We start from the raw sequence: 16,325 nt of genomic DNA, 5'->3' as shown, positions 1-16,325 counted from the left end.
GTGCAGTGGCAGCCATCGACCGGGCAGCAGCATCCGGAAAGTCCGGCGGAGGCTCGGGCACCGAAGCGCTGATGCGCGCCTCGCTGAGCGCTGTCGCGCCCGGCAAGGGACTGCGCGACGGCCTGGAGCGCATCCTCCGCGGCAACACCGGCGGCCTCATCGTCCTCGGTATGGACAAAACCGTCGAATCCATGTGTACCGGCGGATTCGTACTGGATGTGGAATTCACCGCGACCAGACTCCGCGAGCTGTGCAAGCTCGACGGCGCGCTGATCCTCGACAAGGACATCACCAAGATCCTGCGGGCCGGCGTCCAGCTCGTACCGGACGCGTCGATCCCGACGGAGGAGACCGGCACCCGCCACCGTACGGCGGACCGCGTCTCCAAGCAGTGCAACTTCCCGGTCGTCTCGGTGTCGCAGTCGATGCGCCTGATCGCGCTGTACGTCGATGGTGAGCGCCGCGTCCTGGAGGAGTCGGCGACGATCCTGTCCCGCGCGAACCAGGCCCTGGCCACCCTGGAGCGCTACAAGCTCCGCCTCGACGAGGTCGCGGGCACGCTGTCCGCGCTGGAGATCGAGGACCTGGTGACGGTCCGGGACGTGACGGCGGTGGCGCAGCGTCTGGAGATGGTGCGGCGTATCGCCACCGAGATCGCCGAGTACGTGGTGGAGCTGGGCACCGACGGACGCCTCCTCTCCCTCCAGCTCGACGAGTTGATCGCGGGTGTCGAGCCGGAGCGCGAGCTGGTCGTACGGGACTACGTGCCGGAGCCGACGGCGAAGCGTTCCCGCACGGTCGACGAAGCGCTCACCGAGCTGGACGCACTGCCCCACTCCGAGCTGCTCGAACTGCCCGTGGTGGCACGGGCGCTGGGGTACAGCGGGTCGCCCGAGACGCTGGACGCGGCGGTCTCGCCGCGTGGCTACCGGCTGCTGGCCAAGGTGCCGCGGCTGCCGGGCGCGATCATCGAGCGGCTCGTCGAGCACTTCGGCGGCCTGCAGAAGCTGCTTGCCGCGAGCGTCGACGACCTACAGACGGTCGACGGTGTCGGGGAGGCGCGGGCGCGGTCGGTGCGCGAGGGGCTGTCCCGGCTGGCGGAGTCGTCGATCCTGGAACGCTACGTCTGAGGGCACGACGGTTCGCAGGACCGGGGCGCAGGACCAGGGCCGGCTCTCTTCGCCAGCCCTTCTTCGCTAGTCCTTCTTCGCTAGTCCTTCTTCAGGGTGAACGTCGCCGGGGACTTCGCGCCCGGCAGCTCCAGCAGGTACGTGCCGTCGCCGACGGACGCCTCGGACGGCGTCTCGCACTTCGGCTCGCTCTGCTTGAGGTCCCATTCGATGGTGTGCTTGATGGCGCTGTGCGCGGGGACGCGGAGCAGCATGCTGCCGGGAGCCTGCGGGCAGTCCTTCGAGGACCACACCGTCTTGTTGTCGTCGTCGGTGATCGTGAGCACGGCGGCCTCCGGCCCGAAGTCGATCTTGCAGGCGGCGCCCGACACGTTCTCGGCGATCAGCTCGAACTTGGGCTTCTCGCCGGGCTCGTACTCGTTCTTGACGCTGCGCAGGGACAACTCCACCGTGGACGCGTTGCAGTTGGGGAGGCTGGAGCCGGCCGGTACGCGCTGACCGGCGCCGCCATCACCACCACCGAAGCCGCTGCCGCCGCCCGCTCCCGCGCCGCCGTCTTCGCCGGAACCGTCGCCGCCGCCGTCACCCGCGCCGCCGCTGCCTGTGGCTCCGTCACTGGCGCCGTCACCGCCGCTGCCCGGGTCCGTACCGCCGCCGCCGTCGTCCTCGCCACCGCCGCCGTCGCCGCTTCCGCTACCGCCGTTGTCGGCGCCGCCGGTGCCCGTGCCGCCCGGCTCGTCCCGGCCGCCCGGGTCCTCGGTGATGGCGGGACCCGACGAATCCGGTCCGGGGGTGATGGTGGAGGGCGCGGGAGTGGCGCCACTGTGCGCGCCGTCGTTCTTCTCGCCCTTGCCGCCGGCGGACATGACGATCCATAGGATCACCAGTGCGAGCAGCACCAGCAGGGACAGCGCGACTGCCCTCCGGCGCCAGTAAATGGAGGAGGGAAGCGGCCCGACTGGATTGCGCATAGATCCCACGGCGCAAACTGTACGAGAGATCGCGGCCAACTCCTGCCCCACCCGCCGCCTCAGCCCCCAACTTTCCACGATCATCATTCCGCACCGCCGAGGCCCACCCCTGTATTTCGTCGGGTCCGGAGCCTGACGATCGGCCCATGCGACGGCCGGGCGGCCGTCCGGGAAGCGGATTCTGAAGTGGTCTGCCGATACGAAGAGTTCGGCGCTCGCGCGGTAGCAGCGGCGGTACGGTCCCCGCCCCTGCCGGTCGTCAGTCAGGTACGCACCGCACACACTCGAACGCACCCAACCCACCGAACCCACCGAGCCTCGTCCGGCCCCGCGCAGAAACATGTCAGGATCGGTGGTGCCATGACTGCGACAAGCGAGATCACCACGAACGCGACCGACGCCGCCGCCACGGCGGCCCTCCACTCCCCCGTCATCGCGTGGTTCGACGCGAACGCCCGCGACCTTCCCTGGCGCCGCCCCGAAGCGGGCGCCTGGGGCGTGATGGTCAGCGAGTTCATGCTCCAGCAGACGCCGGTCAGCCGGGTCCTCCCGGTGTACGAGCAGTGGATGCAACGCTGGCCGCGCCCCGCCGACCTGGCCGCCGACGCCCCCGGTGACGCGGTCCGTGCCTGGGGCAGGCTCGGCTATCCGCGCCGCGCGCTGCGGCTGCACGGCGCGGCCGTGGCGATAGGGGACCGGCACAACGGCGACGTACCGAGCGACCACGGCCAGCTACTGGCCCTGCCCGGGATCGGCGAGTACACGGCCGCGGCCGTCGCCTCCTTCGCGTTCGGCCAGCGGCACCCGGTCCTCGACACGAACGTCCGGCGTGTCTTCGCCCGTACGGTCAGCGGCATCCAGTACCCGCCGAACGCCACCACCGCCGCCGAGCGCAGGCTCGCCCGCTCCCTCCTGCCCGGCGATGAGGCTCGGGCGGCCCGCTGGGCGGCCGCCTCCATGGAGCTCGGCGCGCTCGTGTGCACCGCGAAGAGCCCGGAGTGCGGGCGCTGCCCCGTCTCGGAGCAGTGCGCGTGGCGGCTGGCGGGCAAGCCGGCACACGTCGGGGCGCCGCGACGCGGTCAGACGTACGCCGGTACGGACCGCCAGGTGCGCGGCAAGCTCCTCGCCGTCCTCAGGGACGCCGTTGATCCGGTGCCGCAGGCGGCGCTCGACGCGGTGTGGCACGAACCGGTGCAGCGGGCGCGGGCGCTGGACGGGCTGGTCGCCGACGGGCTCGTGGAGCCCCTGGAGAACGGCGTCTACCGGCTGCCGCTGGGATGACCACAGCCTGACCACAACTCCGTTACACAACCGATGGACAGCCGTGCGTTTGCCGACGGCTGACCCGCACAGTGCCGTGACAACGCCTCCGTAGCGTCATCGCCGTAATCAAGCAGGTCACGGGGTCTGTTTGGCAGTGGGACGGAGGCGGTTCTGACATGGCGCACGGCGAGGTGCTCGAATTCGAAGAGTACGTACGCACTCGGCAGGATGCTCTGCTGCGGAGCGCCAGGCGTCTGGTCCCCGATCCGGTGGACGCCCAGGACCTTCTCCAGACCGCGCTGGTGCGTACGTACGGCCGCTGGGACGGCATCGCGGACAAGTCCCTGGCCGACGCCTATCTGCGCCGCGTCATGATCAACACGCGGACCGAGTGGTGGCGTGCCCGCAAGCTCGAAGAGGTCCCGACGGAGCAGCTGCCGGACGCGAGCGTCGAGGACGGCGCCGAACAGCGTGCGGACCGCGCCCTGCTGATGGACATACTGGGCGTACTGGCACCCAAGCAGCGCAGCGTAGTCGTGCTGCGACACTGGGAGCAGATGAGCACCGAGGAGACGGCCGCGGCGCTCGGCATGTCGGCAGGTACGGTCAAGAGCACGCTGCACCGGGCGCTGGCCCGTCTCCGGCAGGAGCTGGAGAGCCGCGAACTGGACGCGCACGCCCTGGAGCGTGCGGAGCAGGGTGACGAACGGGGGATGGAGCGTTGCGCGGCCTAGGCAGGGGCGGCAGGTTCTCAGTGGCGGCGGGTGGCACGGCGGCGGCCGGCGTCGCCGCCGTCGGCCTGTTTGTGGTGGCGTGCAATGCCGGGGGGACGGGCGCGCGGGACGCGGGTCCGGCGCGTACGGATCCGGTCGCCAGAGCGACTCCTTCGGCAGGCGAGTCGACGCCGCCCGCCAGGAAGCTGGTGAACCCGGTGGCGCTGCTCCGGGACGACCCGAAGGTCAGCGACACGGTGAAGCGGGACCTGAAGCCGTGCGTCAAGGACGAGTACCCGGTCGACGCGTCGTACGGGAAGCTGACCGGCGGGCCGGCCAATGACGTCGTGGTGAATGTGATGACGTGCGGGGACGCCGTGGGCATCGGGACGTACGTGTACCGGCAGGACGGGGGCGCGTACGAGAACGTCTTCGCCGCCGAGGCGCCCGCGGTGTACGCGGAGATCGACCGCGGGGACCTGGTGCTGACGAAGCCGGTCTACGGGGAGAACGACCCCATGGCGTATCCGTCCGGCGAAGAAGTGATCACGTACCGCTGGGCGGGGAACAAGTTCACCTTGCACGACCAGGTGCACAACGACTTCAGCCGTGCGGTCGGCGGGGACGGCGACGTGGACGGATCAGAGCAGGATCCGCCCGCCCCGTCGGGCAACTGAGAGAACTCGAAGAACTCCAAGAACTCGAAGAACTGAGAGAACAGAGAGCAGCGGATGGCCGAGACCCATGTCCTGTTCGTGGAGGACGACGACGTCATCCGCGAGGCAACACAGCTCGCGCTGGAGCGCGACGGCTTCGTGGTCACCGCCATGCCCGACGGGCTTTCCGGTCTTGAGGCCTTCCGCCGCGACCAGCCGGACATCGCGCTGCTCGATGTGATGGTGCCCGGCCTGGACGGCGTGAGCCTGTGCCGGCGTATCAGGGACGAGTCGACGGTGCCGGTGATCATGCTGTCGGCGCGGGCCGACTCGATCGACGTCGTACTGGGCCTGGAGGCGGGGGCCGACGACTATGTGACGAAGCCTTTCGACGGTGCGGTGCTCGTGGCCCGTATCCGCGCGGTGCTGCGCCGCTTCGGGCATGCGGGCCGGGCGGCGGGCGGGACGTACGACGACGGCGCGGGGCCGGACGGCGGGCTGCTCGTCTTCGGTGACCTGGAGGTCGACACCGAGGGCATGGAGGTCCGCAAGGGCGGCGTGCCGGTCGGGCTGACGCCGACGGAGATGCGGCTGCTGCTGGAGTTCTCGTCCGCGCCGGGCACGGTGCTGTCGCGCGACAAGCTGCTGGAGCGGGTCTGGGACTACGGGTGGGGCGGGGACACGCGGGTCGTGGACGTCCATGTGCAGCGCCTGCGGACCAAGATCGGCCAGGACCGCATCGAGACGGTCCGGGGCTTCGGCTACAAGTTGAAGGCCTGAGCACCATGCGCCTCGCACTGCGCACCGGCGTCCGCTGGAAGATCAGCATCGCCATCGCCGCCGTCGGCGCACTCATCGCCATCGCGCTCAGCCTCGTCGTGCACAACTCGGCCCGCGTCTCGATGCTCGACAACGCACGCGACGTACAGGTGGAGCGCCTGGAGTTCGCACACCGTTGGTACGAGTCCTCGCGCGAGCCCAAGTTCGGCACCAAGCTCAACGACCCGGCCCTGCCCGAAGAGCTCAAGGCGAGCATGGCGAACGGCCGCCGCGCGACCTATGTCACGGAGCGCCACAACGGTGTGCCCGACGTATGGGCCGCCGCCCCTCTCGGCAACGGCGACGTCCTGTCCCTGCACACCCGGTTCACGGACCGCAGCGTCACGATCATGGACGAACTCGACCGCGCCCTGGTCATCGGCTCGGTGTCGGTCGTTTTCGGCGGCTGCGCGCTCGGCGTGCTGATCGGCGGTCAGCTCTCGCGCCGCCTGCGCAAGGCAGCCACCGCCGCCGGAAAGGTCGCGCAGGGCAATACGGAAGTTCGCGTACGGGACGCCATCGGGGGCCTCGTACGCGATGAGACCGACGAGCTCGCGCGCGCCGTCGACGCCATGACGGACGCGCTCCAGGAGCGGCTGGAAGCGGAGCGCCGCGTCACCGCGGACATCGCCCACGAACTGCGCACCCCCGTCACCGGTCTGCTCACGGCGGCCGAGCTGCTGCCGCCCGGCCGCCCCAGCGAGCTCGTGCGCGACCGGGCCCAGGCGATGCGGACGCTCGTCGAGGACGTGCTGGAGGTCGCCCGGCTCGACAGCGCGGCGGAGCGGGCCGAGCTTCAGGAGATCGCGCTCGGCGAGTTCGTCAGCCGCCGGGTCGCGCTCCTCGACCCGGACGCGGAGATCCGCGTGGTGCACGAGTCGTGGGTGAACACCGACCCGCGCCGCCTGGAACGCATCCTCGGCAACCTCCTCGGCAACGCCGCCAAGCACGGCAGGGCGCCCTTCGAGGTCACGGTCGAAGGCCGTGTAGTACGGGTACGGGACCACGGGCCCGGGTTCCCCGAGGCGCTGCTGAAGGAGGGGCCGAGCCGGTTCCGTACGGGCAGCAGCGACCGGGCCGGCCGCGGGCACGGCCTGGGCCTGACGATCGCGGCCGGCCAGGCCCGCGTCCTCGGGGCGCGCCTCACCTTCCGTAACGCGCACCAGGACGGCGGCGCGATCGCGGTTCTGTGGCTGCCGGAACACGCGCCGACCACTACGGGAAGCTTCCCGGTCGTGCGGTTGCCCGAGCTGCCGGAACTGCCCGACGTCGGGTCGCGGGCCTAGGGCCTGGGCCTGGGCCTGGGCCTGGGCCTGGGCCTGGGCCTGGGCTAGCAGGCCCAGTCCTTCTCCATGTCGAGTTCGCCGCCCTCCCGGGCCTGGGTGAACGAGAACCAGTTCCCGGAGTCATCCCGGAAGATCGCCTCCGTGCCGTACGGACGCTCCTGCGGCGCCTGCAGGAACTCGACCCCGCGCGCCTTGAGCGTCTCGTAGTCCCCGTGGACGTCGTCCGTGGCCAGGACACCGGCTCCCAGCACTCCCTTGGAGACGAGCTTCTTGATCGCGTCGGCGGACTCGGGATCCATCGCGGGCGGCCCCGGAGTCATGAGCGTCAGCATGACGTCGGGCTGGTCCTTCGCCCCGACGGTCAGCCAGCGCATCCCGCCCTCGCCGATGGTCATGTCCGTACGGACTTCGAGTCCGAGCTTCTCGGTGTAGAACTCCTTGGCCCGGTCCTGGCCGAGGACCCAGACGGTGGAAATGGCAAGTCCCTTGATCATGGAGAGCTCCTCGGAGGCGGTGTTTTAAGGTGCCGCTGTCAGTGCGGCTATCAGTGCCGCCATCTGTGCGGCTTTCGGCGCTGCACCGTCACCGTAGGCAGCGGGCGCTTCACCGCGCTTCCTCAGAATTGCGGTCATTCATCTCGGGGAAGGCTCCGGCCCAGAGCATCGCGTAGCACCCGGGTATCAGCGCGGCCCCGCGCCGGACGTGCTGGGTGCGGTAGTCGCGAGGCGACAGCCCGGTCTGCTTCTTGAAGCGCGCGGAGAAGGTGCCGAGGCTGGTGAAGCCGACCAGCACGCAGATCTCGGTGACGGACAGATTGGCCGAGCGCAGCATCTCTTCGGCGCGCTCTATTCGTCTGCGTGACAGGTACTGGCCGGGCGTCTCGCCGTACACCGCCTTGAAGGCCCGGATGAAGTGGTACCTCGAATAACCGGCATGCGCCGACACTGCGTCCAGGTCGAGCGGCTCGGCCCAGTCGCGGTCCATGGCGTCTTTGGCAAGGCGCAACTGTCGCAGGTGTGCCAGGTGCGCGGTCGCCGGAGTCGTGGTGTCCACGTCTTCGATGCTGACATGCGGCACTGACGGCCCCCGGCGCCGAGGCGCATTGCGGGGGCCGTTGGGTCGCGGGAGCTCGTGGGCTCAGGCGGTTTCCTTGACCTTGACCCGACCGGAGCCGGCGGCTCCAGTACCGCGATTGGCACCGCCACCGGCGTCACCGCCATCCGCCGCCGCCTGCGGCCCCGCGCCCCGCAGCGGCACCTCCTTGACGAAGAAGGCCGCCACGAACCCGATCACCGCGATGATCCCGCCCAGCAGGAACGCCGCTTGCGTCCCGGAAGCCACCGCGAACTGGTACGCCTCCCGCACCTGGTCCGGCAGTCTCGCCAGGCTCGCCGCGTCCAGCTGCGCCGACTGCTGCGTGGCTGCCGACCCGCCCCGTTCGGCCATCGCGTCCTGCACCCGGCTGGTGAAGAGCGCGCCCATGATCGAGACGCCGAAGGAGCTGCCGAGCGTACGGAAGAGAGTCGTCGACGAGGACGCGACGCCCATGTCCTTCATCTCGACGCTGTTCTGCGCGACAAGCATCGTGATCTGCATCAGGAAGCCCATGCCTGCGCCGAGCACGGCCATGTAGACGCCCGAGGTCAGCCGCGAAGTCCCGGTGTCCATCTGGGCGAGCAGCAGCAGTCCGGCGACCATCAGTCCGCCGCCGAGGATCGGGAAGATCTTGTACTTGCCGTTGTTGGTGGTCATCCGGCCCGCGATCAGCGAGACGACCATCATCGACATCAGCATCGGCAGCAGGAGCAGCCCGGAGTTGGTCGCCGAAGCGCCCTGGACGGACTGCTGGAACAGCGGCAGGAAGAGCACCGCGCCGAACATGACGAAGCCAGTCAGAAAGCCGATCACCGACATGAGCGTGAAGTTGCGGTTGCGGAAGATGTGCAGCGGCATGATCGGCTCGGCGGCCTTGGCCTCGACGAAGAGGAAGCCGACGAGTGCGGCGACACCGACCGCGATGAGCTCCATGATGATGGCCGAGGACCAGGCGTACTCCGTACCGCCCCAGGTCGTGACCAGCACGATCGCCGTGATGCCGACCGTCAGCAGCCCCGCGCCGAGGTAGTCGATCCGCGCCTGTGACCGCTCCTTCTTGGGCAGGTGCAGTACGGCGGTGACCATCGCCAGGGCGACCGCGCCGAGCGGCAGGTTGATGTAGAAGCTCCAGCGCCAGCCCAGGTGGTCGGTGATCGTGCCGCCGACCAGCGGCCCGCCGATCATGGCGAGCGCCATCACGCCGGCCATCATGCCCTGGTACTTGCCTCGCTCGCGGGGCGGTATCAGGTCCCCGATGATCGCCATGACGCCGACCATCAGGCCGCCCGCGCCGAGTCCCTGTATCGCGCGGAAGCCGATCAGCTGGCCCATGTCCTGGGCCATTCCACTGAGGACCGAGCCGAGGAGGAAGACGACGATGGCGGTGAGGAAGATGCCCTTGCGTCCGTACAGGTCGCCGAGCTTGCCCCAGATCGGGGTGGAGGCGGCGGTGGCCAGGGTGTACGACGTAACGACCCAGGACAGGTGCTCCAGGCCGCCGAGCTCGCCGACGATGGTCGGCATGGCGGTGCCGATGATCATGTTGTCGAGCATGGCGAGCAGCATCGCGATCATCAGCGCGAGCAGCACTACCCGCACACTGCGCGGCTGAGCCGCCGCCCGTTTGCTCTTTTCCCCCTGCTGCCCCTGCTGCGTCGCCTTTTTCTGCCGCTTCGTCGCGCCCATGGTCCCCGCTCCCCGCTCCCCGGATACTTACTTGCCGCCCGGCAAGTTGACTACACTCGGGGAAGGTAGACCCCTAACTAGCCGGGCGTCAAGTAAGTTTTCTTGGGAGAGCAGCGTGTCCAGAGGCAACACTCGTCAGCGCATTCAGGACGTCGCCATGGAGCTCTTCGCCGAGCAGGGCTACGAGAAGACCTCGCTGCGCGAGATCGCCGAGCGGCTCGACGTCACGAAGGCGGCGCTCTACTACCACTTCAAGACCAAGGAAGACATCATCATCAGCCTCTTCCACGACCTCACCAGGCCCATGGACGAGCTGATCGCCTGGGGGCAGGAGCAGCCGCGCACTCTGGAGACGAAGAAGGAGATCCTGACCCGTTACAGCCTGGCTCTCGCCGCCGCCGCTCCCCTCTTCCGGTTCATGCACGAGAACCAGGCGACAATGCGCGACCTGAGCATCGGCGAGACGTTCAAGGAGCGCATGTTCGTACTGCTGGAGCTGGTGAAGGACCCGGACGCGGTGCTGACCGACCAGGTCCGCTGCGTCAGCGCGCTCTTCACGATGCACGCGGGGATGTTCGTACTGAGGGACGCCGAAGGCGACCCCGAGGAGAAGCGCAAGGCTGCTCTCGAGGTCGCCATCGATCTGGTGAGCCAGGCACACGGCCAGGGTCCGGGGGGCACGCGGTGACGCGGTCACGCGCTCACGCCGGTCACGCGTCGACGCCGTCACGCGCCGCGCGGTCATTCGGTCACGCGGTCACGCGCTGACGCAGGTCAGACGCTGACGCCCTCCGCACGGAGGAACGAGACCGGGTTGATCGCGGTGCCGTAGTTCGGCGTCGTACGGATCTCGAAGTGCAGGTGCGGGCCGCTGGAGTTACCGGTGTTGCCGGAGAGGGCTATGCGCTCGCCCGTCTTCACCGTCTCACCGGGGGTCACCTGGATCTTGGACAGGTGCGCGTACTGCGAGTACGTGCCGTTGGCGTGCTTGATCACGATCGCGTTGCCGTACGCCGGCCCGTCACCGCCACCGTTGGGGCCCGCCTTCACGACGGTGCCGCCGTGCACGGCGTCGACCGGGGTGCCGACGGGCACCGCGAAGTCCTGGCCGGAGTGCTTGCTCGCCCACATGCCGCCGCCCTTGCCGTACGTGGCACTGAGCGAGTAGCGCTTGACGGGCTTCTCCCAGGAAGACGCCTTCTTGGCCTTGGCCTTCTTCGCAGCCGCCACCTTGGCCTTCGCAGCGGCCTTCTTCACGTCCGCGGCCTTCTTGGCGTCGGCAGCGGCCTTCTTCGCAGTGTCGGCGGCCTTCGCCTGAACCACGGCCTGCTTCTCGACGGCCGCGGCAGCGGTCCCCTCGGCGGCGAACGCCACGCCCGCCGTGCCCAGCATCATCGACGCGCCGAGCCCGGCGGCCATGACAGCGTTGCGACGGGTACGGACGGACGAGGTGCGGGCGCGGGAGAACATGTCGAACTTCGTCATACGGGGGGAACCTCCAGGCGTGAATGAACCCGGCAGTCCGCCGGGCTGGCTTCACATTGGTAACCCGCGCCCCCGCCCCACCCAAAATGGACTATCTACTACCAAGAGCCGTATTAGCATCATCAAGCATTCGACTCTTGACGCAATCGCCCAGACACTCCCGAAGTAGTTAAATAAGCCCACTTCATCTGGTTTAACCCCACGCCAACCCCATGCGGGCCCGGCGCAAACAGGCCCACCGCCTAGGATTCCGCCCCTTCCCCCTCCATGGACCGAAGGTCCTCCCTCCTGCCACCCAAACGTCCCTCGCCCCACACGCGACAGGCCCACTACTCCGCCTCGTAGACCCCAAAACGCCTGTGCGCCTTGTCACCGCCGCACCCCTCGATACGCTGATCCACTGGACAGCACAGGCCCCGGGGGGACGGCACGTGGATCCCGCAGTAATCGGCACCCGCCTCGCATCGAGCGTGGCCGGACCACTGGTCAGGAAGCTCTTCGTGGCGGAGGGCCCGGGCGCCGGCCTGGTGGACAAGCCGGTCCGCCTCTCCGGTTACGTCTCCTTCAAGGGCGAGAAGCGCACCCTTACCCGCACCGACCTGCGCAGACTGTCCGCCGAGCTGGTCAAGCAGGCACTGCGTACGGGCGAACGGCCGATATCCGCTGATGAGGAAGAGTCCGTCGTTCGTGCCCTGGCCGCGACGCTGTACTCCCTCGGAGACCTCGCCCTGAGCGACGTAGAGGCGGTCGAAATGGGTCACACGGAGCTCGCGCGCGCGCTGTGCCGCGCGAGCGACAGACCCGAGCGCCACCTGTCGGCGGACGCGACGTACTTCTACGAGCGCCTGCTCGACGCCACCTGCCTGCACATCGTCCACTTCTTCACCCAGCGCTCGACCTTCGTCGCGGCGACCCTGGTCGCGCAGAGCCGCCGCCAGGGCGAACTGATCGCCAAGGTCGACGCCCTCATCGCCCGCAGCCCGCTGCGGGGGGCGCAGGACGTGGCGTTCGAGCAGCGCTACCTGGTGCACATGGCGAAGAAGCACAGCAAGCTGACGATCTTCGGAATCGACCTGAGCAATTCACCGGGGAAGTGGCCGCTGGACGCGGCGTATCTGAGCCTGGAAGCGACGGCGACGGCGACAGCGACGAGCACGAGGGCCGTGCCCGGCCTGCGGGAGCCCTTCTCCGAGGAATGGATCACGCGAGGAAGGCCGGGTGACTGGGGCACCAGGTGGCCCGGGCCGATCCACCCCGCCGTCTTCGATTCCCGCCCCGCCGACCAGGCGCTCGCCAACCACGAGCGCGTTCTGCTGCGCGGCGAAGCCGGCTCCGGCAAGACCACACTGGTCCAGTGGCTCGCGGTCTCCGCCGCCCGCCAGGACCTGGACGACCGCATGGCGTACCTCCGCGACCGCATCCCGTTCGTACTCCCGCTGCGCACTCTCACCCGCCACGGCGAACGCCTCCCCGCCCCCAAGGACTTTCTGGCCGCCGTGGGCTCCCCGCTCGCCGGGGAACAACCCCCCGGCTGGGAGGCCCGCGTCCTCACGACGGGCCGCGCCCTCGTCCTTGTCGACGGCATCGACGAGATCCCGGACGCCGAGCGCTCCCGCACCCGCGCCTGGCTGAGCGACCTGATCGACACCTACCCCGGCAACCGCTGGCTGGTCACGTCCCGCCCCTCGGCCGTACGGGAGGACTGGCTGGCCGACGAGGACTTCACCGAGCTCACGCTCTCCTCGATGAGCCCGGCCGACGTGGCGGCGTTCATCAAGCGCTGGCACGCGGCGGCCCGTACCGGCTCGGAGGACGAGGACGCAGCCCTGATCGTGTACGAGCGCCAACTCCGGACAGCGGTACGAACGAAACCGGACCTGGGCCACTTGGCCACCAACCCCCTGATGTGCGGCCTGATCTGCGCCCTGCACCGCGACCGCCGGGGCTTCCTCCCGCTCGGCCGCAAGGACCTGTACACAGCGGCGCTCTCCATGCTGCTGGTACGCCGCGACCGCGAGCGCGACATGGGCGTACCGGAACTGCGCGAAGAGCCGCAGATCCAGCTCCTCCAGCGCCTCGCGTACTGGCTGATCCGCAACGGTCGTACGGAGATGGACCGCGCACGAGCGGAAGCCATCATCGCCGACACGCTTCCTGCTGTCCCGGAGGTGGCGGCGCTGGGCGACACGAAGGCGGTCTTCGACCACTTCCTGCACCGGAGCGGTCTGCTGCGCCGGCCGAGCCCGGGAACTGTCGACTTCATCCACCGCACCTTCCAGGACTTCCTCGGCGCGCGCGCCGCCGTCGACGAGGGCGACTTCGGCGTCCTCGTCGGACACGCGGCGGACGACCAGTGGGAGGACGTCATCCGCATGTCGGTGGCCCACGCGCGGCCGCGAGAGCGCGCGGAGTTCTTCACGGACCTGCTCGCGTACGGAGACGCCCACGCGGATTCCGCGGTACGTACCCGCGTCCACCTCCTTGCGGCAGCCTGCCTGGAGGACGCCGCCGAACTCTCCCCCGTCGTACGCCAGGAGGTCGAACACCGCGCGGCGGCCCTGATCCCACCGGCGGACACCCATGCTGCGCGCGAGCTCGCGGCGGCCGGGCCGGTGATCCTGGACCTGCTGCCGGGCCCGGAGGAGCTGGGCGCGGACGCAGACGTCTCCGCATACGCTGACGGAGACGCATACGCAGACGCAGACGCAGTAACCGCCGAACTTGTGGTCATCGCCGCGTCCCATGTGGCATCGGATCGCGCGATCCCGTACCTGGCCCGATTCTGCCGGCACGCCAACCAGCACGTCCGGGCTCAGCTCATCTGGTCCTGGGCCAGGTTCGACACGAGGCCGTACGCCGAAGAAGTCATAGCCCGTACCGACCCCACGAACCTCTACTTCACCGCTACGACTGACGACCAGCTCGCGGCCCTGGGCGAAATCGGCACCCGGCCGTGGCTCGATGCGAGGGGGCGCTTGTCCGAGAACGCGCTGCAGGCGTACGCGGCCGAGGCCACTCTCACCCACGCTCGCATCCGCGAGAACCCGTCTCTGCGACACGTTTCTTTCCTGCGCAGCCAGACCGCCCTCTCCAGCCTTGACATTTCCGACTGCCCCCAGCTGACGGACCTGACAGGCATCGAGGGCCTCCCCCTCCGAACCCTCAGCCTGGCCACGATCGGTGGCGATGCCCTCAGCCCCCTCTCACCTCTGAAGGGACTGAAACACCTGCAATACCTCCGTCTCGCTGGGGACGACACCGCCTGGTCCATGACGGATCTCCCCTCACAGGCACCCCTGACTACCCTGGACCTCCACGAGGCAGCCCGCCCAACCGGTGGCCTTCAGGGACTCCGCAGATACGGCGAGACGCTGGAGAACCTCCAACTCGGCGCCCGGAGCGGCCCGCAGGACGTCGAAGAGTGGGAGGAGATCGGCCGATTGCCCAGGCTGCACGACCTCGTAGCAACGATCGACTGCCTTGCCCGCGCCCCGCATGCCCTGACCTTGCCATCGGTCGCGTACTTGGTTCTCCACGGTGCAATCCCGGCCTCCGCGCTGGACAGAGTCCCGGAGCTGTTCCCCAACCTCACGGGTGTTTCACTCGCAGGTGTTTCGCTCGCAGGTGTTTCGTCCCAGTCCCAGTCCCAGCAGGAAGCGGAAGCCTTTGACGTCAGCTCGCTGGCGACACTGACGGAGCTGCAGTACATCTACTTCCCCTTCGGCACGCATGTCGTGCACGGCCTAGACCGCCTCCCTGAAAGCACCGAGGTGTACGGCTACGAGGCCCCCGAAGGCACGATCGGTTGAGGGGGGTCGGGGGAACCGGGGAACCAAGGATCGCGTCTGGGGGATTCGGGTCGTTCCCGAGCGCTCCAGGGTCGGTGGGCCGTGACGGCGCGTCAAGGGCGCTCCTGCGTCGCGTCGCTGCGCGATGCGCCTGCGGCCCACCCTTGACCCGCCGCCCCGGCCCACCGCTAACGCTTTCCACGGGGACGGCCCAAAGAAAAACGCCCTGCACGCGAGGTGAGGGATGGGCGGAGGTCGGTTCGGTGGCTGTCGGCTGAGTGGGTGGGGCGCGACAGGTTGAGCGGGTGGCGCGGCCCCAGGCTCAGCGACTGCGGGAACGGCCGCTGGTGCGACATCCCCATTCCCACGCACACGGCCACCCACGGTGGTGGGCGGCCGCCCGATCGTGCCGACCTGCGAACCGGCTGGTGCGTGGGTGGGGCGCGACAGTTGAATGGGGTGACTCGGGTGGGTGTGGCGTCCGCCCCCGCCCGGTGGTCGGTGGAGCCTCAAGCACGTGGTCGGTGTGGGTGGGGGGGACGGTTGCCCAGGGGTGCGGGTCCTGCCGATGGTCCGGCCGGACGGATAGCGCGCCCGCGCGGCCGCTGGGGTCGGCCCGACGTCCTCGACGGCACTCTGGGCACTCGGCGGGCTCGGTGGGGCTCGAAGGGGGGCTCGGTGGTCCGAATCCATCACACGAGGACCCCGCATGCCCAGTTCACCCCACTTTCTTCGCATAGGGGTGGTCTGGGTGGGCGTCATGTGATGGATTCGGACCACTCGATGCCCCGCGAGCCACGTCAGTCCCCACCGACACACGGTTGGCCGTCCAGGCGTGATTCAACTGCGAGCCGGGCTGCCGTCTGACGGGAGGGGGATTCGGTGGCCCCGAGGCGGCGAGTCTTCCGTTGCGCCTTGGCCGGACGAGGCGAACCCGTCAGAAGGCGCCCCTGTAGGCCCGCCAACGGCCCGCCATCGGCATCGGCGTTGGCTCGGAGTTCACCACACCCGGCACGAGACGATCTCTTAAGCCCGGCGGAGGGCCCGACGGACCCCGTCGCCCCCCTGACAGCGGATGCCCACTTTTCCCGGGCACTTCTTGAGACGACTGATCCCCTATTCGACCTGACAGTGTGGACGATCGGCGGACGTGGACAGTGTGAGCGGTGTGAGCGGTGGGTGTGGCCGGAAGCTGGGCGGTCGGCGTGCCGGGTTTCGGACTCGGTGCTCTCGCGGGCAAGGGCAAGCGAGAAACAGTTGACGACTGGCCAGGCCAGGGGTCCCCTACGCGCGACCGCGAGAACCGACCGGCCGTCAGGTCACTGCGCGCAGAATCCGATTGGACAGGGCAAACGAATGACCCGATTCGCGGGCAAACGCACGCGCGCCCGGGGTGCTCTGTGCTCGGTGCATGGCGTTGCCTGCTGGTTGCC

Annotated in this window: 13 protein-coding genes; 8 read left to right on the top strand and 5 right to left on the bottom strand. The window is 69.3% G+C overall.

Annotated features, from left to right (window positions below):
* Nucleotides 1-5: 5 nt before the first annotated feature.
* The gene (disA, locus tag J7E89_RS37535) at nt 6-1,130 is read left to right on the top strand and encodes a DNA integrity scanning diadenylate cyclase DisA (RefSeq protein ID WP_069927610.1); all 1,125 of its coding nucleotides are present in this window, start codon (nt 6-8) and stop codon (nt 1,128-1,130) included.
* 80 nt (nt 1,131-1,210) lie between these two features.
* Here the strand turns inward: disA and J7E89_RS37530 are convergent, their stop codons facing one another.
* Entirely contained in the window at nt 1,211-2,110 is a 900-nt protein-coding gene (locus J7E89_RS37530; RefSeq protein ID WP_214980624.1) for a hypothetical protein, read from the bottom strand.
* Nucleotides 2,111-2,461: 351 nt separating this feature from the next.
* Between J7E89_RS37530 and J7E89_RS37525 the strand changes: the two genes are divergently transcribed.
* The 5 genes from J7E89_RS37525 to cseC all read left to right on the top strand — a co-directional run bounded on the left by J7E89_RS37525 (nt 2,462) and on the right by cseC (nt 6,838).
* On the top strand, nt 2,462-3,382 hold the full coding sequence (locus tag J7E89_RS37525; RefSeq protein ID WP_214980623.1) for an A/G-specific adenine glycosylase: 921 nt from the start codon (nt 2,462-2,464) through the stop codon (nt 3,380-3,382).
* 158 nt (nt 3,383-3,540) lie between these two features.
* Nucleotides 3,541-4,098 (top strand): SigE family RNA polymerase sigma factor, encoded by a 558-nt coding sequence (locus J7E89_RS37520; protein WP_214980621.1) that lies wholly within the window; start codon nt 3,541-3,543, stop codon nt 4,096-4,098.
* 20 nt (nt 4,099-4,118) lie between these two features.
* Complete coding sequence (locus J7E89_RS37515) at nt 4,119-4,754, top strand: hypothetical protein (protein ID WP_214980620.1); 636 nt, start codon at nt 4,119-4,121, stop codon at nt 4,752-4,754.
* 54 nt (nt 4,755-4,808) lie between these two features.
* Complete coding sequence (gene cseB, locus J7E89_RS37510) at nt 4,809-5,513, top strand: two-component system response regulator CseB (RefSeq protein WP_214980618.1); 705 nt, start codon at nt 4,809-4,811, stop codon at nt 5,511-5,513.
* Between the two features lie 5 nt (nt 5,514-5,518).
* Nucleotides 5,519-6,838, top strand: a complete 1,320-nt coding sequence (cseC, locus tag J7E89_RS37505; protein WP_214980617.1) for a two-component system sensor histidine kinase CseC — start codon at nt 5,519-5,521, stop codon at nt 6,836-6,838.
* Between the two features lie 44 nt (nt 6,839-6,882).
* On the opposite strand, the gene J7E89_RS37500 is transcribed toward cseC, so the two are convergent.
* The 3 genes from J7E89_RS37500 to J7E89_RS37490 form a co-directional block, all read right to left on the bottom strand.
* Entirely contained in the window at nt 6,883-7,332 is a 450-nt protein-coding gene (locus tag J7E89_RS37500; RefSeq protein WP_214980616.1) for a VOC family protein, read from the bottom strand.
* A gap of 109 nt (nt 7,333-7,441) precedes the next feature.
* Nucleotides 7,442-7,891 (bottom strand): helix-turn-helix transcriptional regulator, encoded by a 450-nt coding sequence (locus J7E89_RS37495; RefSeq protein ID WP_374196982.1) that lies wholly within the window; start codon nt 7,889-7,891, stop codon nt 7,442-7,444.
* Nucleotides 7,892-7,975: 84 nt separating this feature from the next.
* Nucleotides 7,976-9,619 carry an MDR family MFS transporter gene (locus J7E89_RS37490; protein ID WP_214980615.1) on the bottom strand — a complete coding sequence of 548 codons (1,644 nt, stop codon included), beginning with the start codon at nt 9,617-9,619 and terminating at the stop codon, nt 7,976-7,978.
* 157 nt (nt 9,620-9,776) lie between these two features.
* Between J7E89_RS37490 and J7E89_RS37485 the strand changes: the two genes are divergently transcribed.
* Entirely contained in the window at nt 9,777-10,307 is a 531-nt protein-coding gene (locus tag J7E89_RS37485; RefSeq protein WP_251061619.1) for a TetR/AcrR family transcriptional regulator, read from the top strand.
* 86 nt (nt 10,308-10,393) lie between these two features.
* On the opposite strand, the gene J7E89_RS37480 is transcribed toward J7E89_RS37485, so the two are convergent.
* Nucleotides 10,394-11,104 (bottom strand): M23 family metallopeptidase, encoded by a 711-nt coding sequence (locus tag J7E89_RS37480; RefSeq protein WP_374196980.1) that lies wholly within the window; start codon nt 11,102-11,104, stop codon nt 10,394-10,396.
* 431 nt (nt 11,105-11,535) lie between these two features.
* Between J7E89_RS37480 and J7E89_RS37475 the strand changes: the two genes are divergently transcribed.
* Complete coding sequence (locus J7E89_RS37475) at nt 11,536-14,913, top strand: NACHT domain-containing NTPase (RefSeq protein WP_214980613.1); 3,378 nt, start codon at nt 11,536-11,538, stop codon at nt 14,911-14,913.
* Nucleotides 14,914-16,325 lie beyond the last annotated feature (1,412 nt).

The sequence above is a fragment of the Streptomyces sp. ISL-100 genome (assembly GCF_018614615.1).
Taxonomy (GTDB): Bacteria; Actinomycetota; Actinomycetes; order Streptomycetales; family Streptomycetaceae; genus Streptomyces.
The sequence above is the reverse complement of the archived record's forward strand: the minus strand, read 5'-3'. Positions and strand labels throughout refer to the sequence as shown.

Excerpts from the sequence above, each read along its gene's own strand:
- J7E89_RS37525 (WP_214980623.1), top strand. The coding sequence starts at position 2,462 with ATGACTGCGACAAGCGAGATCACCACGAACGCGACCGACGCCGCCGCC.
- J7E89_RS37520 (WP_214980621.1), top strand. The coding sequence starts at position 3,541 with ATGGCGCACGGCGAGGTGCTCGAATTCGAAGAGTACGTACGCACTCGG.
- cseB (WP_214980618.1), top strand. The coding sequence starts at position 4,809 with ATGGCCGAGACCCATGTCCTGTTCGTGGAGGACGACGACGTCATCCGC.
- cseC (WP_214980617.1), top strand. The coding sequence starts at position 5,519 with ATGCGCCTCGCACTGCGCACCGGCGTCCGCTGGAAGATCAGCATCGCC.
- J7E89_RS37500 (WP_214980616.1), bottom strand. The coding sequence starts at position 7,332 with ATGATCAAGGGACTTGCCATTTCCACCGTCTGGGTCCTCGGCCAGGAC.
- J7E89_RS37490 (WP_214980615.1), bottom strand. The coding sequence starts at position 9,619 with ATGGGCGCGACGAAGCGGCAGAAAAAGGCGACGCAGCAGGGGCAGCAG.
- J7E89_RS37485 (WP_251061619.1), top strand. The coding sequence starts at position 9,777 with ATGGAGCTCTTCGCCGAGCAGGGCTACGAGAAGACCTCGCTGCGCGAG.
- J7E89_RS37480 (WP_374196980.1), bottom strand. The coding sequence starts at position 11,104 with ATGACGAAGTTCGACATGTTCTCCCGCGCCCGCACCTCGTCCGTCCGT.